Source organism: Streptomyces sp. NPDC006610 (genome assembly GCF_040611575.1).
In the GTDB taxonomy this organism is placed as follows: domain Bacteria; phylum Actinomycetota; class Actinomycetes; order Streptomycetales; family Streptomycetaceae; genus Streptomyces.
Genome location: NZ_JBEXOP010000001.1, coordinates 268141 through 291867, shown reverse-complemented (window position 1 = coordinate 291867; position 23727 = coordinate 268141). Strand labels below are relative to the sequence as shown.

The following is a 23727-nucleotide window of genomic DNA, read 5'->3' as shown; positions in this document are numbered from 1 at the left end:
TCCTCACAGCGAGTCGGAGGCGACGGTCAGTACCAGGGAGTCCTTGTACAGCCGTTCGAGGTGGTCGGGGAAGGCGTCCTCGGCGGGGGCGGTCCGCAGGTCGGCGACCGGGAGGTCGGTGCGGCCGGTGAGGCGGGGGCTCGCCGTGTACAGCACGCCGGAGTGGGACAGGACCTGGGCGAGCAGCAGCCGTTCGTGGGCGGGGAGGCCGTCCAGTTCCTTCGTGGTGAAGGCGCGGCGGGTGTCCTCCTCGGTGTAGCCGACGCGGTCGATGGCCATGTCGGTGTGGAGGACGTCCATGAAGGGGTAGTAGGCGTCCTGCACCTCGCGGCTGTAGCCCCACACGAGGTCGTCGCAGCGGCCGACCTGCTCCCAGCTCATCGTGACCTTCTCGCCGATGCGGGCGGCGAAGAAGCCCTTGCAGGCGCGGCGGACGGAGTCGTCGCTGCTGTGCATGCCCATGAACAGCGTGGCGTCGATGAAGACGCGGTCAGCCGGCATAGCGCTCGAGCACCTTCCGCAGCCGGTCCATGGCGCCGGCGAACATCTCCGGCTCGCGGGCCAGCGCCAGCCGGACGTAACGCTCGCCGCGCTCCGGGGAGTTCCAGTAGAAGAACGTGCCCGGCAGGACGTAGACCTCCTCGTCGAAGAGCACGGCCTGCAGTTCGGTGGCGGTGACGTCCTCGGCGAGGATCTTGAACCAGGCGACGGAGGTGTTCACCACCGGCTCCTGGAACTCGAGGATGGTGCCCCGCATGGCCTCGCGCGCGGCCTTGCCGTTGGTGGTGATGACGTCCCGCACGGAGGCGAAGCCGTCGGCGATGGAGTCCTCGACGTACTGGGTGACCATGTTGAGGACGAACGGCGAGACGTTGAGGAGCACGCTGGTGTGGAGGTTGTAGACGTCCTCCTGGATGTCCCGGCTGGCGGTGATCATGGCGCACTTGGCGTCCTGGATCGGCCAGGTCTTGCCGGTGTCCTCCATCACCATGTAGGTAACGCCGGACTCCTCCAGCAGCTGGTAGATGTCCACCCGCCCGATCGCGTCGTCGCACAGCGCGAACGAGGCGAAGCAGAAGTCCATGACCAGGACCTTCCGGTGGTCGACGCAGTAGCGCACGACCTCGCGGAAGCCCTCCAGCTTCTGGGCCAGGAGGGTGAAGCCGGTGGGGTTGTTGGGGTCGACGAGGTAGATCGCGTCGGTGGTGACGTGCTGCGCGAGGCGCTCGTAGATCTTGTCCGTCTCGTGCAGCGCCTGCTCGGGCAGCGGCGATATGGGCACCTGCATGTTGCGCAGCAGGTCGACGAGGTTGTCGAAGCACGGTTCGACCAGCGAGACCGACATCCCCTGCTTCTTGAGGTACATGCCGGCGACCATGGTGGAGACGCTGGCGGAGTACGACAGGAGGGTGCGGCCCATCTCGCGGGCGGTGGGCTGGCGGTGCAGGCGGAAGAAGGCGTCGAGGAACTTGGCCTCGAAGTGCGCCTGCTGCTTGGACTCCGACTCGTACCACAGCTCGGGCAGCCGGGCCACGATCGCGTCCTGGCTGGGCGACTGCCGCTGGTGGGTGTGGGCGTCGGCGAGGTTGTACCGGGTCTTCAGCGCCTCGATCTCGTGCTGGGTCAGGTCGACGAAGGCGCTGACGTCCGCCTTCTCGGAACCGTTCACGGACGGGGCGTCGTTGATCGCGCTCTCGGGCATGACAATTCTCCCTGCGTCATTTTCCGGGGAAGCTCCGGGCCGGCCGACCGAAGGCCGATGCCTTTTCGGCGGCTCCGAAACACAGGTGAAACGCTACCGACAAAACACGGCGCCCTGAATCACGCGACCATTACCAAAGCGGTAATCACCGTGATGTTTTCGGGGACAAAATAATGGTGGTGACGTTTTCCGGGGAAAGATAATCGCGGTGATTTTCTGAATGCGCGAAAAAAGGCGGCCGGGAGCTCCCCAGGGGAGTTCCCGGCCGCCTGCGGCGCGCCGGAGGTCCGGACGTTACTCGGTGGCCGCCCGCAAAAGGATGTCCTCGAAGATCTTGGGGTCGTCGGACTCGATCACCGGGAATCCGATGCCGTACGAGCCCTCCCAGCGCACCTCGATCCCGGGGTTGGCGTAGTCGCTGCCGTCGGACAGGAACAGGTGCGGGCTGCAGTTGACGCGGTCCGTGCGGGAGTCGGCGGCCTGGTCCATGAGGGCGCGGCGGGCCCGGCCGTCGTCCAGGGCCTCGGCCAGCGCGTCCACGTCGACGGCGCCGGTCTCCTCGGCGACGTCCAGGATGACCTTGCGGTGGCTGACGCAGCGGGACTCGGCCCAGAACGCCTTGCGCAGGCCGAGGTCGAGCTGCTCGGCGGCGGTCGCCGACTGCTCCTTGGCGGCCTGGATGGCCTCCAGCGCCGGCAGCATCGTCGACGGGTACAGCCAGTCCTTGCTCTGCCACAGCTGCCAGCCGGCCTCGGGCTCCAGGCTCGCCATGCGGCCGACCTCGCTGTCGGTTCCGGGGCGCGGGCTGGGCGCGTCGTTGAGCAGCTCCAGCGGGAAGGCCCGCAGGTCGAAGCTGACCTGGCTCTCCAGGCCGAGGCGCTTGCGGGTGGCGTGCAGGCGGTGGATCGCGATGTGCGCGAAGGAGCACCAGATGTCGGAGTAGACGGTGATGACGCCGGGCGGCGGGGTGAGGGTCGTGTCGGTCACGGAGGCTCCATGGTGTGTGAAGGGCGGGGCTGGGTGTGCGGGCCCGGCGGGTCGTGGTGGTGGGTGGTGGACGGGGGTGGTGGATGGGGGTGGTGGATGGGGGTGGTGGTGCTGGAGGCGGGTCGTCGAGGTGAGGGCGTCGGGGGTCGCGGCGGATCAGGCGGTCGTCGCCGTCCCGTGGGCGTCCAGGACCGCCTCCAGGTCGACGTCCGCGCCCGGCAGCCAGGCCGGCAGCCTCGGTATGCGGGACATGGCCTGCATCAGGGCGTCGACCATGGACCCCTCCACGGTCGGGCCGTGGGCCGACAGCAGGCGGGCGGCGGACAGGGCGGACACGGCGCGGACGTTCCGGTCGAACTTCTCCGCGTCGACCAGCGCCGTCCACGGGGCGATCGCCCGGTTGAGCACGTCGAAACCCTCGAAGAATTCCTTCACCTCGGCGTCGCCGACATGTTGCACGTTTTTCGGCAGTACGGTGCCGAAGCTGTCGGAGCTGAAAAGCGTCCCGTCGCGGTGGTCGAACATCGCGAGGGTTCCCGGTGAGTCGAACGTGGGCGGGCGGAAGAATTCCAGCCGCCGGTCCCCGATGGTTATCCGGCTTCCGGGATTGACCGTCACCACCCGGTCCGCGGGAATGTCGAACTCCTCGGACAGCCGGGTGAGCGATATCGCGTTCATGATGAACTTCGCGCCGGGAGCGCGGTCGAGAAGGGCCGGCAGGCTCCCGGTGTGGTCACGGTCGTCGTGGGTGATGACGACCCACCGCAGGTCCTCCGGATCGACCAGGGACCACAGGGCCTCTTCGAATCCCGCCCGGTCGACGGGCATGCCCGAGTCCACCAGCATCGGCTGCTCGCCCCGCAGCAGATAGGCGTTGACCGGCTGGAGGCCGAGGTCGGGTATGGGTAACTCGGAGGGCAGGACGTGCAGTTCGGGTCCTGCCGTATAGGTCTCGAGCATCGGGTCGGCCTCCTGTCGGCAACGGCGGGCGGGTGCGGGTCACACGAGCTGGATGGCCAGCGATCCGGCGATCAGCAGGCCGAGTCCGGACAGCCGGGGCGTGGTCAGCAGGCGGGTCGGCAGGCGGAACAGGCCGCGGTGGTCGATCAGGGCCGACGTCAGCTGCTGTCCGGTCACCGTCAGCGCGACCGTGACGGCGGCGCCGATCTCGGGGATGAGCAGGAAGGTGCCGGTGACGTAGCCGGCGGCGCAGGCTCCGCCGAGCCAGCCCCACCACGGCATGGACTTCAGCGGCGCCAGCTGCGGCTTGGGGGTCCTGCCGGTGACGCGCAGCACCAGCAGGACGACGGCGATGGTGAGCGTCGCGACGGCGAAGCTGAACGCGGCGACCGTGATGGGGGCGTCGAGCCCGCCCCGGAGCTTGGCGTTCACCGCGCCCTGCACGGGGAGCACACCGCCGGCGACGAGACCCAGGACGATCCAGCCGACGCGGCCGGCGCCGGACATGTGCGGCGCGCCGGGCGGGGCGCTGGCCTTCTGCCCCTTGATGATCACGACGATGCCGGCGAGCACGGCGAGACCGCCCAGGGCGATGCCGGGGCTCAGGCTCCGCTGCTCCAGGCCGAACAGCCCGCCCAGGTCCAGGACCAGGGAGGAGAACATCTGCCCGGTGACGAACAGTCCGACGGCGGCCAGCGCTCCCAGGCGGGGGAAGAGCAGGATGCCGCTGGTGATGTAGAGGGGGCTGGCCAGGCCGCCGAGCAGGTGCCACCACTCGACGTCGGGGAGCTTCCCGAGGGCGCCGAGGGTGCCCGTGACGGCCGCGAGTACCACCAGCAGGCCCGTGGCGACGCCCAGTTGGACCGTGGAGGCGCCGTACGGCGTACCGACGGCCTTGTTCAGTTGCAGGTTCACCGACGCCTGGACGGCCAGTAGGCAACCGATCAGGAGGGCTGCGGCGAGCAGCGCGGCGTTCATCGTTGTCTCCCACTCTCAAGTGGACAGCAGTCTCACTTAAGATAGCCGCAGGGCGCTCAAGTGGACAAGGTGTCCACTTAATCGGATCGAAGTAAGGTGAATGCCATGAGCAACGGCGACGAGATCCCGGCCCCGCCCGTCGTCCCCCTCGGCGACCTGCGCGACCTCCAGGCCGCCGCGCCACCGCGCCAGCGCGCCGACGCCGTGCGCAACCGCGCCCAGATCCTGTCCGCCGCCGAACTGCTCTTCAGCGAGCGCGACCCGCGCACCATCACGATGGATCAGATCGCCAAGGCCGCGGGGGTCGGACGGGCGACGCTCTACCGCAGCTTCCCCGACCGGTCGGCCGTCGCCACCGCCCTCCTCGACGAGCACGAACGGCGCCTGCAGGGCCAGATGATCTACGGCCCGCCGCCCCTGGGGCCGGGCGCGCCCCCGGCCGAGCGCCTGGCGGCCTTCTACATCGCCATGCTGAACCTGCTCCGCCGGCACCTGCCGCTCGCCCTGGGCGCGGAGACCGGCCCGGCCCGCTACACCACCGGCGCCTACGCCTTCTGGCGCCTGCATGTGCGCACCCTGCTCCGGGCCGGCGGCGTGCCCGACCCCGACGCCCTCGCCGACGTCGCCCTGGGCCCGCTGGCCCCGGAGCTCTACGCGCACCAGCGCGACACCCTGGGCATCCCCCACGAGCGGATCGCGGAGTCGTTGTCCCTGCTGGCGCGGCGGCTGCTGGACCGGGGCTGAGCCGCCCCCGCGCGCCCCGCGCCCTCAGCGCCCCCTCAGCGCCCCACCCCGTCCGTGCCCCGCCCGCCCGCTCCGACGCGGGCACCCGAAGCCGGCGCCCGCCCGTCCCCGCCCTTACGCCGGCACACCCCCGACGCCGGCACGCTCCGACACCGGCGCCCCCAACTCCCCTCCGGCACCCCGACGCCGGCACGCTCCGGCCCCGGCACCCCCACTCCCCTCCGCCCGGCGACGCCGGGCGCCGGCACGCCCCCTACGCCGCCGGGAAGCCCACCCCCGACCGCGGGCGCCCGCCCCGCTCCGCCGTCGGTTCCAGCGCGGGGAGCACCAGCTCCCAGATCCGTTCCAGCCGTACGTGCGCCGCGGCTCCGTCCAGTGCCCCCGCCTCGCCCAGCCAGGGTTCGTCGGCGGGCAGCCGGGGACGGCGCATGGCCAGTTCGACGCCGCTGACGACGTAGCTGACCAGGGCGGCCAGCGCCATCGCGTCGATGCCGGGGCGGAGCAGGCCCTCGGCGTCCACGGCCCGGGACAGGCGGGCCACCTCACGGCGCCACGGGCACTTCTCCTCCTGGACGCCCTGCCAGGTCAGTTCGCGGGAGAGCCGCTCGGCGGCCCGGACCACGGGGTCGCTCTCCAGGAGGTCGATGAGGATGCGGGTGACGGCCATCAGTTTGTGCATGGCCGTCGGTTTCCCGGTCGCCGCCGCCTCGACGGCCCTGCGGGTCACCTCCCGGGCCCGCTGGACGACCGCCTCGGCCAGGTTCGCCTTCGTGCCGAAGTGGAAGACGACGGCGCCCGTCGTCACCTTGGCCCGTTCGCTGATGCGGCTCAGCGACGTCCGCTCGTAGCCGTCCGCGTCGAACGCCTTGGCCGCGGCCCGCAGGACGATTTCCTTCGTGCGTTCGGCTCGCTGCTGGATCGCCAAGACTTCCTCCCCGTCGAGTCGCCGACTGGCCTGTTTTCTCAGTGAGTCGCATCTCAGTGAGTGGAACGTGCGGCTGTGCTCGGGCGGCGGTTCACGGCGGCGGTGCGCCGGCGGGCCGCGCGCCCCGGCCCTCGATGTGGTGCAGGACGGTGTCGAGGAGCTGTTCGAGGGCGGTCACGGTGTCGTCGGGCAGCCGGTCGTGGAGCCGGGCGTGCTCCGCCGTGGCGGCCTCCAGCACCGCCCGGGCGAGCGCCTCGCCCTCGGGGGTGAGCTGCACCCAGGTGCTGCGGCCGTCGTGGATGTTCGCCTCCCGGTTGACGTACCCCGCCTGCGCCAGCCGGAGGATGACGTTGCTGGTGCCGCCGGAGGACAGCCCGCAGGCCGCGGAGAGGGTGGTCGGCCGCAGCCGGTGGTCCGGGGTGTCGAAGAGGGCCAGCAGCACGTCCGCGTCGGCACTCGTCAGGCCGGCGTCGGACGCGGCGGTCCGGGCGGCCGCGTTGACCACCTGGGCCAGGCGGGCGGCCTTCCGGGCCAGCCGGGTCAGAGGGACCGTGTGTCCGGCCGGGGCGGGGTTGTCCATCTCTCTCCTTCCGCGCCACGAGAACAGCGCCGTCGCGCGGTGAACCGCGCGACTCACTCCAGCACCGCGCCGCCGGGAACACGGCGGCGGTCGGCCACGGGCGCGGCTCCGGCGGACAGGAGACAGGGATTGCCGGGGCCGCGGCCCGTTGCCCGGCCCCGCCCCAACGGGACGTGCGGCCGGGACGTCACGGTCGGTTGAATGCCCAACCCGTGACGGTTACTATCTCACAAGAAAGCTTTTCATGAAGGACCCTCGTCGGAGAGGACGGTCGCCGGGCACCACTCGGCCACCAGGGCGCTGCGGTCGGGGCCGAGCTGGAGCTGAACCAGGACCGAGGGCGCGGCGATACTGGGGAACACATGCCGCAGGAGGACGCTCAGGCGCTGGGGGAGGTCGCGGTAGTCGCTCAGAGCCTGGGACATCGCCTGCACGCCGGCGAAGGCGCCGACGAGGAGCTGCGCCACCTCGTCGATGTCGACGTGCGAGAGCACTTCGCCGCGGTCCTGGGCCAGTTGCAGCAGTTGCCGGTTCTGATCGCTCCAGGTGCGAAAGGACAAGTGGTGCTGGAGATGCGCGGCGTGCTGCTGGAGCGTGAGGTGGACGCTGGCCCGCACCAGCGGGTCGGTCTGCAGGCGGTGGGCGAGCAGCATGCCGACGTCGGCCAGTTCCTGGAGCTTGAGTCGCTGCGGCCGGACCACGAAGTCGGTCTGGGCGTCCAGGACGGCCTGGGCGAGCTCCTCCTTCGACTTGAAATGGAAGTAGAGCGAGCCCTTGGTGAGCCCCGCAAGGGCCAGGATCTCAGTGATCGTCGCGGCCTGGTAGCCCTGCTCGACGAAGACGCTGGCGGCCGCTTCCAGGATTCTCCGTCGGGTGCGAATCGCACGCTCCTGGATGGCCATCCGCTCCTGGCCCCAATCGTGTTGAGAGACAAACCGGCACCCGAGTATGTTACCAGCGCCCAATCGGCGTATAGCGGGGCATTTTTCCCGTACTGGCTCCCCTACTGAGTGAGGTGGCACAGTCATGCTCTTACGATCCGGTGTGGACGGCCCGACGGCGTCCTCCGCGCACCCGCGCGGCCGCGGCTGGAAGGACCTGCATCCGGTGCGGGTGGTGACCAAGGAGTCGGCACACCGGGCCAGAGCCGCCGACGTGTTCCCGAGACTGTGGACAAGAACGGCCGAGGACCGGTTCCGGGTGAGCGTGGAACTGCCGTCCGACCACCCCTTCTATCCCCCGGTCGGCGCGGGCAGCGTGGACCCCCTGCTGTTCGTCGAGGCCATGCGGCAGTGCGTGCTGGTGGTCGCGCACGGCGCGTACGCGGTGCCGCTCGGCCATCATTTCCTGCTCAACACCCTGGAGTTCGACTGCGACGCCCGGCGGCTGCGGACCACGGCCGGGCCCGCCCGGCTGGCCGTCGACCTCACCTTCCACGACCTGAAGGTCCGCGCGGGCCGGCTCGTCTCGCTGCACAGCCGGATGTCGGCCTGGCAGCGGGGCCACCGGGTCGGCGGGGCCACCGGACGCATAGGACTGATCAGCCCGGGCGTGTACGACCGAATACGCCGGGCCCGGCTGGAGGACCCCGTGGTCCCCGAACTCCTCGACCCCGTCACGCCCGCCGGGTCCGTGGGCCGCACCCGCCCCGGCGACGTCGTCCTGTCGCCGGACCCGCGGCCGGACGCCTGGCGGCTGCGCGTCGACGTCAACCACCCCACCCTCTTCCAGCGGCCCAACGACCATGTGCCCGGCATGCTCCTGCTGGAGGCCGCGCGGCAGGCCGGCGCCGCGCTGTCGGCCCCGCGGCCGTTCGTCCCCACCGCCGGCCGCATCGAGTTCGAGCGGTACGCGGAGTTCGACAGCCCCTGCCTCGTGACGGCGCGGCGCACGGCGGCACACGCCCCGGACGCCGACCGGGTCGAGGTCACCGGCACGCAGGACGACGAGACCGTCTTCCACTGCTCGCTCACGGCCGCGGCCGGGGACGCCGACGACGGGACGGCCCGGTGATCGTCGTCACCGGTGCGACCGGGACGGTCGGCCGTACGGTGGCCCGCCTGCTCGCGCGGGAGCACCCCGTCCGGCTCTTCGTCCGCAGCCCCGACCGGCTCGGCCCCGTCGAGGGCCTCGCCGAGGGCCGTACCGAGGTGGTGCGCGGGCACTACGGCGACGGTGAGGCGCTGCGCCGGGCGCTGGAAGGGGCACGGGCCGCCTTCCTGGTGACCAACCACCCCACGGAGCCCGACGACGCCCGGTTCACCGAGGCCGCGGTGGCCGTCGGCCTGCGGCACGTGGTGAAGCTGTCGGCGTACGCGGTCGGCGACCCGGACGCGGACGACTTCATCACCCGCAGGCAGCGGGAGAACGAGGACGTCATCCGCGCCTCGGGCCTCGACTGGACCTTCCTGCGGCCGCGGGCGTTCATGTCCAACACGCTCTCCTGGGCCGAGTCCGTGCGGGCCGCGGGCGTGGTGCGGGCGCTGTACGGGGACGCCCCGCACTCGGTGATCGACCCGCGGGACGTCGCCGAGGCGGCGGTGCGCGCGCTGACCGGGCCGGGGCACGAGGGCCGCGCCTACGCGCTCACCGGACCGGAGGCGGTCACCGCGGTGGAACAGACGGAGCAGCTCGGCGAGGCGCTGGGCCGGCCGCTGAAGTTCGAGGAACTGACAGTGGATCAGGCGCGGGCGGCGTTGCTGCGCCGCTGTCCGCCGGTCGTGGCCGAGGCGTTGCTGCGCAGCGCCGAACGGCTGGCGGCGGGCCGCAAGGCGGACGTCAGCGGGACGTTCGAGGAGGTCGTCGGGCGCGGGCCGGGCGCCTTCCGGCAGTGGGCGCGCGACCATGCGGAGGCCTTCCGCTGAGCCCGCCGTGACCGTCCGGCGACCGGGACGCCCGCCGCACCCGCCACGGGCGTCCCGGTCGCGCCGCATCAGCGGCCCAGCAGGACGGGCAGCGTCCGGTGCCCGTTGGACAGGAAGGAGCCGAGCAGTTCGAGCGGCTTGCCGGGCTCGGCCAGGGCGAGCGAGGGGAAGCGCTCGAACAGCGCGGACAGCGCCAGCACCGCCTCCATGCGCGCCAGCGGCGCGCCGAGGCAGTGGTGCACGCCGTGGCCGAAGGCCAGATGCTCGCGCCGCTTGGGCCGGGTGACGTCGAAGCGGTCCGCGGTGTCGCCGTGGACCAGCGGATCGCGCCCCGCGCCCGCGATGGAGACCAGGATCGGGTCGCCCCTGCCGATGACGACGCCGTCGATCTCGATGTCCTCGACGGCGTAGCGCAGCGGGATGTACGCGCCCGGCGGCTCCCAGCGCAGGGTCTCCTCGACGACGTCCTCCCAGCCGGCGCTCCCCTGCCTGACCAGGGCGAGCTGGTCGGGGTGGGTGAGCAGGGCGTGGATGGAGCGGTCGATGAGGTTGACGGTGGTCTCGTATCCCGCCGAGATCATCAGCAGCAGGGTGTCGACCAGTTCCTGGTGGCTCAGTCCGCGGTCCTCGTGGTCGTGGACGGAGATCAGGTCGCTGGCGAGGTCGTCGCCGGGCTCGGTCCGTTTGAGGGCGACGAGGTCGTTCAGGGCCGCGTACAGCCGTGCGCCGTTGGCCTGGGCCTGTTCCGGGGAGACGTTGGTGAGGAAGGTGACGTCGATGGTCCTGCGCAGCTCGCCCTGGAGTTCGCCGGGCACGCCCAGCAGTTCGCAGATGACCCGCACCGGCAGTTCGCCGGCGAACGCGGAGCGCAGGTCCACGGGACGGCCGGGACGTGCGGTCGTCTCGATGCGGGTCAGCAGGTCGTCGACGATCTCCCTGACGCGGGGCTCCAGCGCGGCGGTCCGGTGGGCGGTGAAGGCGCTGGAGACCAGTTTGCGCAGGCGGCGGTGCTCCTCTCCGTAGGCCGTGATCATGCTGCGCACGGAGACCCAGATGGCCAGCGGCCAGTCGCGCGGGACGCGGCCCTCGATCCAGTCGGGCCAGTGCAGTTCGGCGTCCTTGGACACCCTGGGGTCCGTCATCAGCCGTTTGACGAGCGCGGCGCCCGTCACGGTCCAGGCGCGTACGCCGCCCGGCAGCTCGACCGGCGCCACCTGTCCGTGCTCGCGCAGTCGGGTGTTCTCCCCGTGGATGTCGCGGCCTTCGGGATCAAGGGCGACGGGGCAGGAACGGTTCAGCACAAGACTCTCCCCCCGGTAGTCGGAGCCTGCGTGAAACCAACCGCGCGACCGGCCCCTTGTCAACGAACACCGGGTGAACGGGGCACTTCTCGGGAGACGCTCGCGGGCAAGAAACAGGCAACGCGGTCTTTATCCAGGGCCACCCTCGTGACTACCGTCACAGTAGGTACACGGTCAGGTTAACGCAACCGTCATTTGGGCCGCCAGAGGCCGAAAACAGCAGGTGATCCATCGCACAACTGATCGGTCACCTACGATTGAAAACCAGCAAGCCGGTATGCTTCTATGGCGCAAGTGCACACCGGGTGACGAAAAGTGCTCGCAGAGCCGCCACCGGCGGCCTTCCGCATCTCGTCGTCGCCCCCGTGCGCAACGGGGTGGACGCCGTGCCGACGCGCACCTACCCGCAACCGTCAGGCCGCAGCATCTACGCGGGCAGAGGGCGACCCGCGTGGACATCGATTCTTGGCACGGATGGGGGCTCGCGATGATCGACGCCTGGTTCGACTACAGGTTTCCACTGAGCATGTTGACCCGGCATCTCCTGACCAGAGAGCTGGGCGACACCGGACTGCAGGCGAGATGGCATCCCAGCGAGTGCGCGGACGACACCTGGGATCCCGCCTGGCTGGCGCGGGCCTGGGACCGCAGCGTGCGCCCGCTGGCCGAACGGCTGGGCGTGCGGGTGCACACGGCCCCCCCGCGGCCGGCCTCCACCCGTCTCGCCCTGCACGGCTACCAGTACGCACTGGACGAGGGCCGTGCGGACGCCTACAACGACCAGGTCTTCCACGCCCGCTTCGCCCAGCGCCTGGACATCGGCGACCCGCAGACGCTGCGGATGATCGCCTTCAGGGCCGGCCTCGAACCGGACCGGTTCATCGCCGCCGCCTCCTCGCCGCACTACGCCGAGCGGCATCGCGCGGCGGTCGGCAAGTGGCCGCCGGTCAAGGTGGCGCCGACCCTGGTGTGCCGCGGCTACCGGATAGAGGGCGTTCCCAGCCCGGCGCAGCTGGCGAGGCTGGTGGCCGCGTCCACGGCGCCGCACACGGAGAACGGCGCCCGCGGCGCCGACGGGGCGGGCGCGACGGCGGCCGCCCGGCCCGCCGAGGCGACGACGCCGGAACGCGGGGCGACCACGCCGGCGGGACGAGGGCCCGCCCGCGCGGCCGACCAGGCGAACGGCCCGGTCCGCGCGGCGGCCGTCCGGCGCACGCCGGCCGCGTTCGCGGGCTGATCCGCCGGGCCCTTCCCGCCCTTCCCGGGATGGCCGGATTTCGCGACTGCCGGTTGATGGCCGTCGCACGCTCGGTTATCGTCTCGCCGAAAAGCTTTACCAAAAGGTAAGTAGGGGAGGGGAGGGGCATGGCCACGTCGGAGGACCTTCGCCGGCTGGACGGGCACGCGCAGTCGGAGCTCTTACGCACCGGGCAGCTGTCGGAGAAGGAGCTTCTGCACGCGGCCGTCGAGCGCATCGAGGAGATCGACGCACGGCTGGGCGCCGTCGTCGTCACCGCCTTCGACCGGGCCCTGGCCGAGGCCGACCGGCCGGTTCCCGGGCCCGCCGAGCGCGGCCCCCTGTACGGGGTGCCGTTCCTGCTCAAGGACCTCGGGCCGACCGTCGCCGGCCTGGAGGCGACCATGGGCTCACGCTTCCTGGCCGGTTTCGTTCCCCGGCAGGGCAGTGAGCTGGGCGACCGGTTCCGGGCCGCGGGCCTGCGCGTGCTCGGCAAGGCCAAGACCGCCGAGTTCGGCGTCCTGCCCACCACCGAGCCGCGCTTCCGGGGACCGACCGTCAACCCGTGGGACCCCCGGCTCAGCGCCGGCGGCTCGAGCGGCGGCTCCGCAGCCGCCGTGGCGGCCGGACTGGTGCCCGTGGCGCACGCCAACGACGCCGGCGGTTCCATCCGCATCCCCGCCTCCCTCTGCGGCGTGTTCGGCCTCAAGCCCACCCGCGCCCGCACCCCGCTGGGACCCGCCGTCGGGGACCTGATGAACGGCCTGGCGTGCGAGCACGTCGTCAGCCGTTCCGTGCGGGACAGCGCGGCCGTGCTCGACGCCATCGCGGGGCCCGCGCCCGGCGACCCGTACTGGGCGCCGCCCTGTGCACCCGGCGCGTTCGCCCGGGCCGTACGGGAGGGCCCCGGACGGCCGCTGCGCATCGCCTTCACCGTCCGCCCCGGCGCCGGCGGCGCCCTCGACCCCGAGTGCGCCGAAGCGGTCCGCGACGCCGCCGCGCTCTGCGCCGACCTCGGGCACCACGTCACCGAGAACGCGCCCGCCGTCGACTTCGCCGGCCTGGCAGAACCGTTCCTGGTGCTGTGGGCCGCCGGAGTCTCCTCGGCGATCAGCTCGTACGCGCAGCTCAGCGGCAGGGTCCCGGAGCCCGGCGCGTTCGAGGAACTGACCTGGGACCTCTACGAGCGGGGGCGGACGCTCAGCGCCGCCGACTACCTGCTGGCCGTCTCCACCCTCCAGCGGGCCGCCCGCGAGATCGCCGCCTTCCACGAGCGGTACGACGTCCTGCTCGGCCCCGTCACCGCCCGCCCGGCGCCGCGGCTCGGCGCCTTCTCCACCGGCACCCCACGGCAGCAGATCACCCGGGCCGTGGAGTTCTGCCACGAGACACCCCTCGCGAACCTCACCGGACAGCCCGCCATGTCGGTCCCCCTGCACCGGACCGGCACGGGCGTCCCCGTCGGCGTGCACGCCACCGGACGCTTCGGCGAGGAGGCGACCCTGTTCGCCCTCGCCGCGCAGCTGGAACAAGCCCGCCCCTGGGCGCATCGCCTGCCCGACCTCGAGCACCTGCGATCGGAGACCCAGTCTTGCTGAAGATATCCCTGGCGCACCGGGGGACGGACGCCTGGCGCGAGGCCGGCGCCTTCGCCCGCGCCGCCTACGCGCACATCCACCGGGCGACCATCGACCCCCGCCCCGACGCCTTCATCGTCGCCACCGGTCCCGACGACCGGGGCGGCACCGCCGTGCGCGGCTGCGCCGGCTGCACCTACGCCTCGGACCGGCCGTTCTTCTCCGAGCGCTACCTCGACACGACCGTCGAGCAGGCCATCGGGGAACTCAACGGCCTGCCGGTGGACCGCAGCCGCATCGTGGAGATCGGCGCGCTGGCCGGTCCGGGCGGCGCCGGACAGGAGATGGTCCGGCTCATCCCGATCATCGCCTGGTGCATGGGCATGGAGTACATCCTGTGCACGGTCACGTCCCGGCTGCACGAGCTGCTGCAGCGACTCGACATCACCTTCACCCCGCTCGGCACCGCCACCGCGGAGCGCCTGGACCCGGCCGAGCGCGCGGCGTGGGGCACGTACTACGACCAGTCGCCCCAGGTCGGATTCATCGAACTGCGCGTCCTGGCCTCCCTGTTCGCCGGCGCGACCGGTCGCTACGCCTTCTTCGAGCCCGTGGTGGAGCTGCTCACCGGCACCGCCACCCCGCGGGAGGTGGCCGGCCGTGCGAGCCGTTGAGCGCGCCCTCGCCCGTCACGCGGAGTCCGACGCCACGCTCGTCCAGGTCCTGGACGCCGACGGCGGCCGGGCCGCCGCCTTCAGCTACCGCGAGATCACCCGGGCCGCGCAGGCGCTGGCCTCGCGGCTGGGCGCCGTCCCGGAGACGACGGACGGCAGCCGGCGCGTCGGCGTCCTGTGCGGCAACACCCCCGAGTTCGTCGTCGCGGACCTGGCGCTGCTCGCCGCGCGCCGCACCGAGGTGCCCGTCCCGCTGGCGTTCTCGCGCGACCAGGCCGCCGGCCTCCTGCTGGAGGCGGAGATCTGCCTGGTGGACGAGTTCGGCGCGGCGCGGCTGGACGAGTGGGGCCGCGACAACGTCCTGCCCGCGGGCTGCCGGGTCGTGGAGATCCGGCTGGCCGAACTCGTGCGGGGAACCGTCCCCTACGCCGTCCCCGCGGGCGACGAGGACTGGATCTGCAAGATCATCCACACCTCGGGGACCACGTCCCTCCCCAAGGGCGTGCGCATCCGCTCCCACGGCGTCGACGCGCTGATCGGCTCGCTGCACTCCGCGATGCCCGCCCGCGCCTTCACGCGCTACGTGTCCTTCGTGCCGTTCAGCCTCCTCATCGAGCAGGTGACGGGGCTGTACCTGGTGGTGCTGGACGGCGGCTGCGTGACGCTGCTGCCGCCGGACGCCCCGCTCGTGGGCACCAGCGGCGCCGCCGTGGAGACCGTGCTGCCGCTGCTGGCCGCCGCACGCCCGACCGCCGTCGTCGCCACCCCCGCCCCGGTCACCGCGCTGCTGGCGGCCGCGCGCCGGGCCTCGGCGGCGGGCGAGGACGTCAGCCGGGCCCTGTTCGGCACCGAACAAACGCCCCTGATCTGCTGCGGCGGCGCCCCGGTCCACCCGGACACCCTGCGCGAACTGGACACGTTCGGGATCGCCGTGCACGAGGGGTACGGCCTGTCCGAGAACAGCTCCGTGGTCAGCCTCAACACCCCCGGCGCCCGGCGCATCGGCACGGTCGGCCGCCCGCTGGACCATGTCAGCGTCCGGCTCGGCGAGGACGGCGAACTCCTCGTCCGCAGCGCCTCCCTGTTCGCCGGCTACACCCGCGAGGACCCCTCGAGCTGCGACGTGGTCGACGGCTGGCTCCACACCGGCGACCTCGCGTCCATCGACGAGGACGGCTACCTCACCATCACCGGGCGCAAGAAGAACGTCATCATCACCGCCGCCGGGCGCAACGTGGCGCCCGAGTGGGTGGAGGCCCAGTACACGCGGCTTCCGTTCGTCCGCGCCGTGGCGGTGGTGGGCAACGGACTGCCCGCCCTGAACGGCCTGTTCGTCATCGACCCGGACACCGACCCGGCCGAGGCGCAGCGCGCCATCGCCGCGTTCGGCGCCGAGCACCTCTCCGCCGTGGAGCGGGTCGAGAAGGTCCATCTCATGAGCACCGAGGACGCCGCGTACCGCCGGCTGTTCACCGTCACCGGCCGTCCCGTCCGCAAGGCCATCACCAAACAGCTCCTCTCCCAGTGACAAGAGGAACGAGGTCGAACATGTCCCTGAGCCAGCCCGAGATTCAGCCCTTCGGCACCGGAACCGGAAGGCTGGTCCTCGCCACCGCCGACTGCGCCGCCCTGAGCGACCTGGAGCCCCTGGACGTCGTACGGCTGCTGGCCGAGGCCGGCTTCCTGGTCCTGCGCGGCTTCCGGCCCTCCCTCGAGGACTTCTCCGGGTTCGTCAAGACGCACTCCGACCGGGTGACGCTGGACCCCGCCCGCTCCTTCCACGGCGGTGACGTGGCGCAGAAGGTGGACGCCGGCACCCAGGCGGTCGGCCTGCACCTGGAGAACGGCAACAGCCCGTTCGTCCCCGACCTGACCTGGTTCCTGTGCGAGCGGGCGGCGGCCGACGGCTCGCAGACCACGGTGTGCGACGGCTACCGCGTGTGGGACGCGGCGACCGAGGAGGACCGGGCGGCCTTCGCCCAGGACATCACCTACTCGCGCCGGGTCGAGGAGGACAAGTGGAAGCAGTTCGTGCTGCACCAGAGCGGCGGCGCGAAGCGGCTGGAGGACATCACCTTCGAGGACTTCCGCGCCCTGGTCGCCGGCTCGCGGGACACCACGCTCGTCCACCTGCCGGACGGCGCCGCGCACTACACGTACCGCACCCCGGCCGCCCGCACCACGCTGTTCGGCGAGCGGCTGTCCTGGGCCAACAGCATCTTCGGCCCCTCCTACAACTACGAGAAGCCGGTCATCGCCTTCGCCGACGGCACCCCCCTCTCCCCCGGCCTGACCGACCGCATGAAGCGCCTCACGGACGAGCTGACCGAGGACATCGACTGGCAGGACGGCGACGTCGCGCTCATCGACAACACCCGTGTGATGCACGGCCGCCGGGCGATCACCGACACCCGCCGGACCATCTACAACGCGCAGAGCTACCTCCGCCGCGACCTGCTGGAAGCCGTCACCGCCTGACCGTCCGCCCGCCCGTCCAGGGCCGGCCGTACGGCAGCTCGCACACCACGGGAGATCACCTTGTCCGTCCCGCCCGTCCGCCCCGGCGCCCCGGGGCTCGACGACCCCGCGGTCCGCTCCGTCCTCACCAGGCTGTACGCCCAGGCCGAGCGTGCGGACAAGGAGGTCATGGAGCGGGCCTACGCCCACGCCGCCGAACTCCCGGCGCCGCCCACCGCCGAGCAGGCGAGCGCGCTGTGCGCCGACGCCCTGCTGCCCGTCGACCCGCACATCGGCCGGCTGCTCTACACCCTGACCCGGATGCTCCGGCCGCGCGGCGTCGTGGAGTTCGGCACCTCGTTCGGCACCTCCGCCATCCAGATCGCCGCCGCCCTGCGGGACAACGGCGGCGGCCGTCTGATCACCTGCGAACTGGACGCCGGCAAGGTGCGCCGGGCCCGGGAGAACATCGCCGAGGCCGGGCTCGCCGACCTGGTCACCGTCCTGGAGGGCGACGCGCGCGACACGCTGGCCGGCCTGACGCAGCCCGTCGAGCTGATCCTGCTCGACGGCTGGAAGGAGCTGTACCTGCCGGTCCTCCAGGTGCTGGAGCCGGCCATGGCGGACGGCGCCGTGATCGTCGCCGACAACCTCTCGATGCTGCCGGAGGAGTACCTGCGGCACGTCCGCGACCCCGAGCGCGGCTACGTCTCGCTCGACCTTCCGCTGGGCGACGGCGTCGAGATCACGACCTGGACGCGGGGCACTGCGTGACGGACGCCCGGCCCCGGGTCCCGCAACCCGACCCCGTCCCGATCCGTCCCTCACCCGGAGATCCCATGTCATCCCTGTTCGACCCGCTCACCGCGGGCGCCCTGGCGCTGCCCCACCGTGTGGTCATGGCGCCCATGACCCGCAACCGCGCGGGCTCCGACGGCGTCCCCGGCCCGCTGATGGCCGAGTACTACGCGCAGCGGGCCTCCGCCGGTCTCATCGTCACCGAGGGATCGCGCGTCAGCGCCGCCGGGCACGGGCCGATCGGTCAGCCGGGGCTGCACACCCGGGCCCAGACCGAGGGCTGGGCCCGGGTGACCGACGCGGTGCACCGGGCGGGCGGCCGCATCGTGGCGCAGCTGACCCATCACGGGCGCATCGCCCATCCCGACCTGTTGCCGGAGGGCGTGCAGCCGGTGGCGCCGTCGGCCGTGACCGCGCTCAGCGACGCGCGGACGGCGAAGGGGCTGGTGCCGACGGTGCGTCCGCGCGCGATGGAGCCCGCCGACATCGCCGAGACCCTGGAGGACTTCAAGGCCGCCGCCCTGGCGTCGGTCGAGGCAGGCTTCGACGGCGTCGAGATCCAGGGCGGCAACGGGTACCTGATCCACCAGTTCCTGTCGGACGACTCCAACGTCCGCGACGACGGCTACGGCGGTGACGCCGCCGGGCGCATCCGGTTCGCCGTCGAGGCCGTCCGCGCGGTGGCCGGCGCGATCGGCCCGGACCGGGTGGGACTGCGGATCTCCCCCGGCAGCGGCTACAACGACACCGCCGAGTCCGACCCCGCGCTGGTCTACGGACTGCTCGCCGACGCCCTGAACGCGGAGAACCTCGCCTATCTGCACGTGGTCGAGGGCCCGGACGCGGAGCTGCCGCGGCTGCTGCGCCAACGCTGGACGGGCGTGATCGTCAGCAGCCCGTTCACCGGCGACGACCCCACCGACCCGGACACCGCGCGCGAGGTGCTCGCCTCCGGGCGCGCCGACGCGGTCAGCTTCGCCCGGTACTTCGCCGCCAACCCCGACCTGCCCGAGCGGATCCGCGCGGGCGCGCCGCTCACCGAGCCCGACCCGGACACGTTCCACGACGGGGACGCCGTGGGCTACACCGACTACGCCGTCCACGGGCACGCGATCGCCTGACGGCCCGCACGCAGGGAGTGCACGACCCATGACCACGCAGGACGACCAGTACGCCGCCATCGGCGACCGCTACTCCGACTTCAAGGACACGGCCCCGCTGGCCGGTCCCGAGCAGTACAACGTGCTCAAGCACCTGGGCGACCCGACCGGCGCCCGGGTGCTCGACCTGGCCTGCGGACACGGCCACTACAGCCGGCTCATCAAGCGCGCGGGCGCCGCCGAGGTGGTGGGCGTCGACCTGTCGCCCGTCATGGTGGAGCTGGCGCGCAAGACGGAGCGGGAGCAGCCGCTGGGCATCTCCTACGAGGTGGCCGACGCCGTACGGCTGCCCCGGCTCGGCGCCTTCGACCTGGTGAGCGCCGTATGGCTGCTCAACTACGCGACCACCGAGGACGAGCTGACCGCGATGCTGCGCGGCATCCACGACAACCTGGTCCCCGGCGGCCGGTTCGTGGCCGTCGCGGTCTGGCCGGACTTCGACCCGCACGGGCCCGAGTGGGACGCCTACGGGCTGCGGGTGGTCTCGGAGACTCCCGCCGAGCACCGGGGCGTCCTCGTGACCGATCTGATCGGCGGCACGGAGACGTCGACGATCACCACGTCCCGGTGGAGCCACGAGGCGTTCGCCCGGTGCCTGGCGGCGGCGGGCTTCACCTCGTACGACTGGCACAAGCCGGAGGTGCCGCAGGAGTCCGTGGCCCGGTTCGGGGACGCCTTCTGGGACAACTACCGCGCCAACCCGGTCCCCGGCCTCCTCGTCGGCGTCCGCACCGCATCCGTGACGGAGTCCGGCGGGGCGGCGGGGGTGCGCGCGGCGGCCGAGGCGCTCGGGCGGGACCTCGCGGCGGGCGCCTGGTCCCCCGTCGAGCTGGAGAAGGTGCTCGCCCGGCAGCTGCTCGACTCCGCTGCGGCGGGCGGGACGTTCACGCCGGCGGCGGTGCGGAGCGTGTTCCGGGAGGGCTCGGAGGCCTTCCCCAGGGACAACGGCGGCCGGCTGGCCGCCGTGCTCGCCGATCTGCTGCCGGTGCTGGAGGCCGGGGGCGAGGACGCCGCCGAGACCGGCCGGACGGTCTCGGCGCTGCTGCGCTCGATCGTCTGAGGAACGCGACAGCCGGTGGGCAACCGTGCGTCGCGCACGGTCGCCCACCGCGCGCTGTCGGGAAAGGTCGCAGGCCATGAAAACGGTCAGGTCCGTCATGCCGGCCGGGGGGACGAGCCACCCCGAGCCGCCGCCGGCGCGGCGGCTCACCGCGGTGCACCTGGTGCCCGTCGCGGCGCTGCGGGACGCCGACTCCCCGCGCGCCTGCCCGGAGAACCCCGAGCATCTCCAGTTGCTGGCCGCGGCGGAGAGTTCGCTGCCGCCGATCGTGGTGCACCGCGCCACCATGCGCGTCATCGACGGCACGCACCGCCTGAAGGCCGCGAAGCTGCGCGGCCGGACCGAGATCGAGGTGCAGTTCTTCGACGGCAGCGAGGCGGACGCGTTCGTCTACGCCGTGGAGACCAACACCCGGCACGGGCTGCCGCTGACGCTCGCCGAGCGCTCCGCCGCCGCCGAACGCATCCTGCGCTCGCACCCGCACTGGGCGGACCGGGCGATCGCCTCGGTGACGGGGCTCTCCGCCCACACGGTCACCGGTCTGCGCCGGGGGGCGGCCGCCGGCCGGGACGCCGTGTCACCGCCGGTGCGGCTCGGCCGGGACGGCAGGGTGCGGCCCCTGAGCACGGCGCAGGGCCGGCGTGAGGCGGAGCGGCTGCTGCTGTCCTCGCCGCAGGTGTCGCTGCGGGAGATCGCCCGGCGGACCGGCATCTCCCCGGCCACGGTGCGCGACGTCCGCGACCGGCTGCTGCGCGGCGACGACCCGGTGCCGGAGCGGATGCGGGCCGAGGAGCGCGGCGCGCGCCCCGCGCCCCGGCGATCGTCGCCCCCTGTGCGCAGGCCGGCCCCGGAGCGGGACGTGACGGCCGTCTACCAGAACCTGTGCCAGGACCCGGCGCTGCGGCACAGCGAGAAGGGCCGCCTGCTGCTGCGTCTGCTGAGCGCCCTCGCGCTGCCCGACACGGAGTGGCGCAGCATCGCCGACGAGATCCCCGCCCACCGGGCCGACGCGGTGGCCGAGCTGGCGACGGAGTACGCCAGGCTCTGGCGCGAGTTCGCGGACCGTGCCCGGGACAACGCGCCGGACGCGCCGGCCGACCGGTAACCGCGGGCCGTGCGGCGCGGCCACCACCGGCGGCCGGCGCGAGGGCTCGGCGCCGATCAGTACCCCACCGCCCGGATCCGCGGCCCGTACGGCGCCGTGTCCAGCCAGTGGCCGGCGCGGGGCCAGACGGGGGAGGCGGTGGCCGCGGCCCACTGGAGGCAGCGTCGGCCGGCGCCGGTGGCCAGCAGGTGGTCCAGGGCCGCGCCCGCCGCGCGGACGTTGGCCTCCGCCGCGGCGCGCCGGGACCGGGCGTAGTGGTCGACGCTGCCGGCGCGCACCGCGCGGGCGGCGGCGACGGCGTCGCCGATGCCGGAGTTCATGCCGCGGGCCCCGAACGGCGGCAGGAGGTGGGCGGCCTCGCCCGCCAGGAGGACGCGCCGGTGGGCGTCGGTGAAGCGGTCGGCGACGCGCTGCTGGAAGCGGTAGACCGACGACCAGGTGATCCGCGGGTCGGGCGCCTGGGGCAGCACCCGGGGCAGCCACTCGGGCGCCCGGGCGACCAGGTCCCGCGCGTCGTCCCCGGCCCGGCACTGGACGTCGACGCGCCAGCCGCCCCGGAACGGCACGAGGAGGACGTTGCGCCCTCCGGCGCCGGGGTGCCGGTAGTGGAACACCCGCTCGGCGTCGTCGGACCGGACGTCGGCGGCGACGTCGAGGACGACGAACTCGGTGGTGGAGGTGTCCCCCTGCAGGGCGATGCCCGCCTGCGCGCGCACCCGGGACCGGGCCCCGTCCGCGGCGATGACGTGGCCGGCGTCGTGGACCGCGCCGCCTTCCGTCCGCAGCCGGACGCCGGCCGGGGTGCTGTGGACCTCCTGGACGGGGTCGCCCCAGACCGACCGGATGCCCGCGGCGTCGCAGGCCCGCAGCAGCAGGTCCTCGACAGCGGTCTGGGGAAGGCTGGTGAACGGCACGGCGGCGGTGGGGGCGTAGGTGCGGACGTGGACCTGGCGGCCGGCCCACAGGGTGCGCTTGGTGCGCCACACCAGCCCCTGGGCGAAGACGCTCTCCCCCAGGCCGGGGCTGACACGGTCGAGGTGGTCGAGGGTGGCGCGGTGCACGAAGATCGCCCGGCTGCCGGGGCGCGCGGCGGTGCGCGGCCGGGCCTCCAGCAGGACGGGGTCGAGGCCGAGAGCATGGGCGGCGAGTGCGGCGGCCAGGCCGACGGGCCCGGCGCCGACCACGGCGACGGCGCTCATGACGCGGCCACCGCCGGCCGGCGCCCCGCGGCGGCGACGGGGCCGGAGGGGCCGGGCCGCTGTCCCGGTGAGACGACGGCGGGGTTGAAGGTCTCCTCGACGTGGAGCGGCAACGCGCCGTCCAGGTGCAGCAGATAGCTTCTGGCCACGGCGGGCAGCGTGCCGTGGGCGACGGGCCAGCCGGAGAGTCCGGCGGTCCGCGGGGTCCGCCGGTGCGGTGTCCCGCTCGCGGCGACGGCGCGGCCCAGCGGGGTGGTGCGGCTGGTGACGGCGGCGGCCAGTTCGTCGTCGTCCGGGAGCGGGCCGGTCACCGTGTTGCGGGAGACCACCGTGCCCTCGGGCGTCACCAGTTCGGTGCGGCGGACCAGGAACGGCGGCGCGGGACGGGGCGGCCGGTGGCCGCCCGCGGCGCGGGGTGCGAGGGTCTGGGCGCGCACCCGGACGCGCAGCGGGCGCCCGAGGTGCTGCTCCAGGAGGTCGGTCGTCATCCCGCGGTGGCCGAGCAGCCGGCGGGTGAAGGCGTCGGCGAAGTTCCGTACGGGGACGGCGCGCAGGGGCGCGGGGCCGGCCGGCTGTTCCGGGTGGGCGGGCATGGCGGCGGGTCTCTTCGGTCGGGGGGCAAAAGGAGCGAGGCCGCTGCGAGAGCGGCCTCGGCCGTGCCGCGTCCGGGGTGTGAGCCGGACGCAGGGACCTGGCCGGGCGGCGGGCCCGGTCAGGCGGAGGTACTGGTCAGGCGGAGGGCTTGTAGTTGCCCGGGGTGAGGCGCTGGGTGATCGCGAGCCGGTTGTAGCTGTTGATCGCGACGATGACGAACAGCAGGTGGGAGAGCTGCTCGTCGCCGAAGACCTTCTGGGCGCGCCGGTAGGCGTCGTCCGGGACGTGACCGTCGTGGACGAGGGTGACGGCCTCGGTGAACTCCAGCGCGGCGCGCTCCCGTTCGGTGAAGAACGGCGTCTCCTCCCACGCGTTGAGGGCGTAGATGCGCTGCTCGGTCTCGCCGGCGTTGCGGGCGTCGATGGTGTGCATGTCGATGCAGAAGGCGCAGCCGTTGATCTGCGACGCGCGGATGCGGACGAGTTCGAGCAGCGCGCTCTCCAGACCGGCCTCCTGGGCGGCCTGGGCGGCCGTGGAGGCGAGGCGGTGCATGGCGGAGTAGGTGCGCTCGGCGTGGGTGTTCAGGTCCAGGCGCTGGCTGTTCTCGGTGGTCATGGCCGGGATCGTAGGAGCGGGCGCGGGCGGGTGGCCAGTGCTCGCGTCCCGCAGTTGAACAGCCGATCGCGCACCGGATCGAACAGGTGACTGCGTGCCGGGGCGACCGGGCGAGTGCGCGCCGGGCCGAACAGGCGACTGCGCGCCGGGGCGGCGCTTGACAGTCAGGTGTCTCACGGAAAAGGTAAATCGGGAGCAGGGCGGTGAGGC

Annotated in this window: 24 protein-coding genes; 12 read left to right on the top strand and 12 right to left on the bottom strand. The window is 73.0% G+C overall.

Going from position 1 to position 23727, the window contains the following annotated elements:
- Positions 1 to 3 precede the first annotated feature (3 nt).
- From ABZY13_RS01350 to ABZY13_RS01330, 5 genes are all read right to left on the bottom strand, one after another.
- Positions 4 to 501, bottom strand: a complete 498-nt coding sequence (locus tag ABZY13_RS01350; RefSeq protein ID WP_356626676.1) for a DUF6190 family protein — start codon at positions 499 to 501, stop codon at positions 4 to 6.
- Complete coding sequence (locus tag ABZY13_RS01345) at positions 491 to 1702, bottom strand: aminotransferase class I/II-fold pyridoxal phosphate-dependent enzyme (protein WP_356626674.1); 1212 nt, start codon at positions 1700 to 1702, stop codon at positions 491 to 493. The genes ABZY13_RS01350 and ABZY13_RS01345 overlap by 11 nt, the downstream gene beginning before the upstream one ends.
- Before the next feature lie 294 nt (positions 1703 to 1996).
- Positions 1997 to 2689 carry a DsbA family protein gene (locus tag ABZY13_RS01340; protein ID WP_356626673.1) on the bottom strand — a complete coding sequence of 231 codons (693 nt, stop codon included), beginning with the start codon at positions 2687 to 2689 and terminating at the stop codon, positions 1997 to 1999.
- A 156-nt stretch (positions 2690 to 2845) separates the two neighbouring features.
- Positions 2846 to 3649: an MBL fold metallo-hydrolase gene (locus ABZY13_RS01335; protein ID WP_356626671.1), complete on the bottom strand. Its 804-nt coding sequence runs from the start codon at positions 3647 to 3649 to the stop codon at positions 2846 to 2848.
- Positions 3650 to 3688: 39 nt separating this feature from the next.
- Entirely contained in the window at positions 3689 to 4627 is a 939-nt protein-coding gene (locus ABZY13_RS01330) for a DMT family transporter (protein ID WP_356626669.1), read from the bottom strand.
- 105 nt (positions 4628 to 4732) lie between these two features.
- Between ABZY13_RS01330 and ABZY13_RS01325 the strand changes: the two genes are divergently transcribed.
- A complete protein-coding gene (locus ABZY13_RS01325) occupies positions 4733 to 5371 on the top strand; it encodes a helix-turn-helix domain-containing protein (protein ID WP_356626668.1) in 639 nt (212 codons plus the stop codon).
- A 253-nt stretch (positions 5372 to 5624) separates the two neighbouring features.
- Here ABZY13_RS01325 and ABZY13_RS01320 read toward each other — a convergent pair whose 3' ends face one another.
- From ABZY13_RS01320 to ABZY13_RS01310, 3 genes are all read right to left on the bottom strand, one after another.
- Positions 5625 to 6296, bottom strand: a complete 672-nt coding sequence (locus tag ABZY13_RS01320; protein ID WP_356626666.1) for a helix-turn-helix domain-containing protein — start codon at positions 6294 to 6296, stop codon at positions 5625 to 5627.
- 91 nt (positions 6297 to 6387) lie between these two features.
- On the bottom strand, positions 6388 to 6876 hold the full coding sequence (locus ABZY13_RS01315; RefSeq protein WP_356626665.1) for a MarR family transcriptional regulator: 489 nt from the start codon (positions 6874 to 6876) through the stop codon (positions 6388 to 6390).
- A gap of 242 nt (positions 6877 to 7118) precedes the next feature.
- Positions 7119 to 7778 (bottom strand): ScbR family autoregulator-binding transcription factor, encoded by a 660-nt coding sequence (locus tag ABZY13_RS01310; protein ID WP_356626663.1) that lies wholly within the window; start codon positions 7776 to 7778, stop codon positions 7119 to 7121.
- Positions 7779 to 7902: 124 nt separating this feature from the next.
- Between ABZY13_RS01310 and ABZY13_RS01305 the strand changes: the two genes are divergently transcribed.
- Both ABZY13_RS01305 and ABZY13_RS01300 read left to right on the top strand, forming a co-directional pair.
- Positions 7903 to 8889 carry a ScbA/BarX family gamma-butyrolactone biosynthesis protein gene (locus tag ABZY13_RS01305; protein WP_356626661.1) on the top strand — a complete coding sequence of 329 codons (987 nt, stop codon included), beginning with the start codon at positions 7903 to 7905 and terminating at the stop codon, positions 8887 to 8889.
- Positions 8886 to 9740 (top strand): NAD(P)H-binding protein, encoded by an 855-nt coding sequence (locus ABZY13_RS01300; RefSeq protein WP_356626659.1) that lies wholly within the window; start codon positions 8886 to 8888, stop codon positions 9738 to 9740. The genes ABZY13_RS01305 and ABZY13_RS01300 overlap by 4 nt, the downstream gene beginning before the upstream one ends.
- Before the next feature lie 68 nt (positions 9741 to 9808).
- Here the strand turns inward: ABZY13_RS01300 and ABZY13_RS01295 are convergent, their stop codons facing one another.
- Positions 9809 to 11041 carry a cytochrome P450 gene (locus ABZY13_RS01295; protein ID WP_356626658.1) on the bottom strand — a complete coding sequence of 411 codons (1233 nt, stop codon included), beginning with the start codon at positions 11039 to 11041 and terminating at the stop codon, positions 9809 to 9811.
- A 451-nt stretch (positions 11042 to 11492) separates the two neighbouring features.
- Between ABZY13_RS01295 and ABZY13_RS01290 the strand changes: the two genes are divergently transcribed.
- The 9 genes from ABZY13_RS01290 (at position 11493) to ABZY13_RS01250 (ending at position 21109) form a co-directional block, all read left to right on the top strand.
- A complete protein-coding gene (locus tag ABZY13_RS01290; RefSeq protein WP_356626656.1) occupies positions 11493 to 12278 on the top strand; it encodes a DsbA family protein in 786 nt (261 codons plus the stop codon).
- 128 nt (positions 12279 to 12406) lie between these two features.
- The gene (locus ABZY13_RS01285; protein ID WP_356626655.1) at positions 12407 to 13876 is read left to right on the top strand and encodes an amidase; all 1470 of its coding nucleotides are present in this window, start codon (positions 12407 to 12409) and stop codon (positions 13874 to 13876) included.
- Entirely contained in the window at positions 13870 to 14529 is a 660-nt protein-coding gene (locus tag ABZY13_RS01280; protein WP_356626653.1) for a thermostable hemolysin, read from the top strand. Before ABZY13_RS01285 ends, ABZY13_RS01280 begins: the two co-directional genes overlap by 7 nt.
- The gene (locus ABZY13_RS01275) at positions 14516 to 16057 is read left to right on the top strand and encodes an AMP-binding protein (RefSeq protein WP_356626652.1); all 1542 of its coding nucleotides are present in this window, start codon (positions 14516 to 14518) and stop codon (positions 16055 to 16057) included. The genes ABZY13_RS01280 and ABZY13_RS01275 overlap by 14 nt, the downstream gene beginning before the upstream one ends.
- A 20-nt stretch (positions 16058 to 16077) precedes the next feature.
- Entirely contained in the window at positions 16078 to 17007 is a 930-nt protein-coding gene (locus ABZY13_RS01270; RefSeq protein WP_356626650.1) for a TauD/TfdA family dioxygenase, read from the top strand.
- Between the two features lie 60 nt (positions 17008 to 17067).
- On the top strand, positions 17068 to 17760 hold the full coding sequence (locus ABZY13_RS01265) for a class I SAM-dependent methyltransferase (protein WP_356626648.1): 693 nt from the start codon (positions 17068 to 17070) through the stop codon (positions 17758 to 17760).
- 65 nt (positions 17761 to 17825) lie between these two features.
- A complete protein-coding gene (locus tag ABZY13_RS01260) occupies positions 17826 to 18905 on the top strand; it encodes an alkene reductase (protein WP_356626647.1) in 1080 nt (359 codons plus the stop codon).
- Positions 18906 to 18933: 28 nt separating this feature from the next.
- Positions 18934 to 20004 carry a class I SAM-dependent methyltransferase gene (locus ABZY13_RS01255; protein ID WP_356626645.1) on the top strand — a complete coding sequence of 357 codons (1071 nt, stop codon included), beginning with the start codon at positions 18934 to 18936 and terminating at the stop codon, positions 20002 to 20004.
- Between the two features lie 76 nt (positions 20005 to 20080).
- The gene (locus ABZY13_RS01250; RefSeq protein ID WP_356626643.1) at positions 20081 to 21109 is read left to right on the top strand and encodes a ParB N-terminal domain-containing protein; all 1029 of its coding nucleotides are present in this window, start codon (positions 20081 to 20083) and stop codon (positions 21107 to 21109) included.
- Between the two features lie 56 nt (positions 21110 to 21165).
- Here ABZY13_RS01250 and ABZY13_RS01245 read toward each other — a convergent pair whose 3' ends face one another.
- The 3 genes from ABZY13_RS01245 to ABZY13_RS01235 form a co-directional block, all read right to left on the bottom strand.
- Complete coding sequence (locus ABZY13_RS01245; RefSeq protein ID WP_356626642.1) at positions 21166 to 22308, bottom strand: FAD-dependent monooxygenase; 1143 nt, start codon at positions 22306 to 22308, stop codon at positions 21166 to 21168.
- The gene (locus ABZY13_RS01240) at positions 22305 to 22901 is read right to left on the bottom strand and encodes a hypothetical protein (protein ID WP_356626641.1); all 597 of its coding nucleotides are present in this window, start codon (positions 22899 to 22901) and stop codon (positions 22305 to 22307) included. The genes ABZY13_RS01245 and ABZY13_RS01240 overlap by 4 nt, the downstream gene beginning before the upstream one ends.
- Positions 22902 to 23037: 136 nt before the next feature.
- Positions 23038 to 23517: a carboxymuconolactone decarboxylase family protein gene (locus ABZY13_RS01235; RefSeq protein ID WP_356626639.1), complete on the bottom strand. Its 480-nt coding sequence runs from the start codon at positions 23515 to 23517 to the stop codon at positions 23038 to 23040.
- Positions 23518 to 23727: the final 210 nt, after the last annotated feature.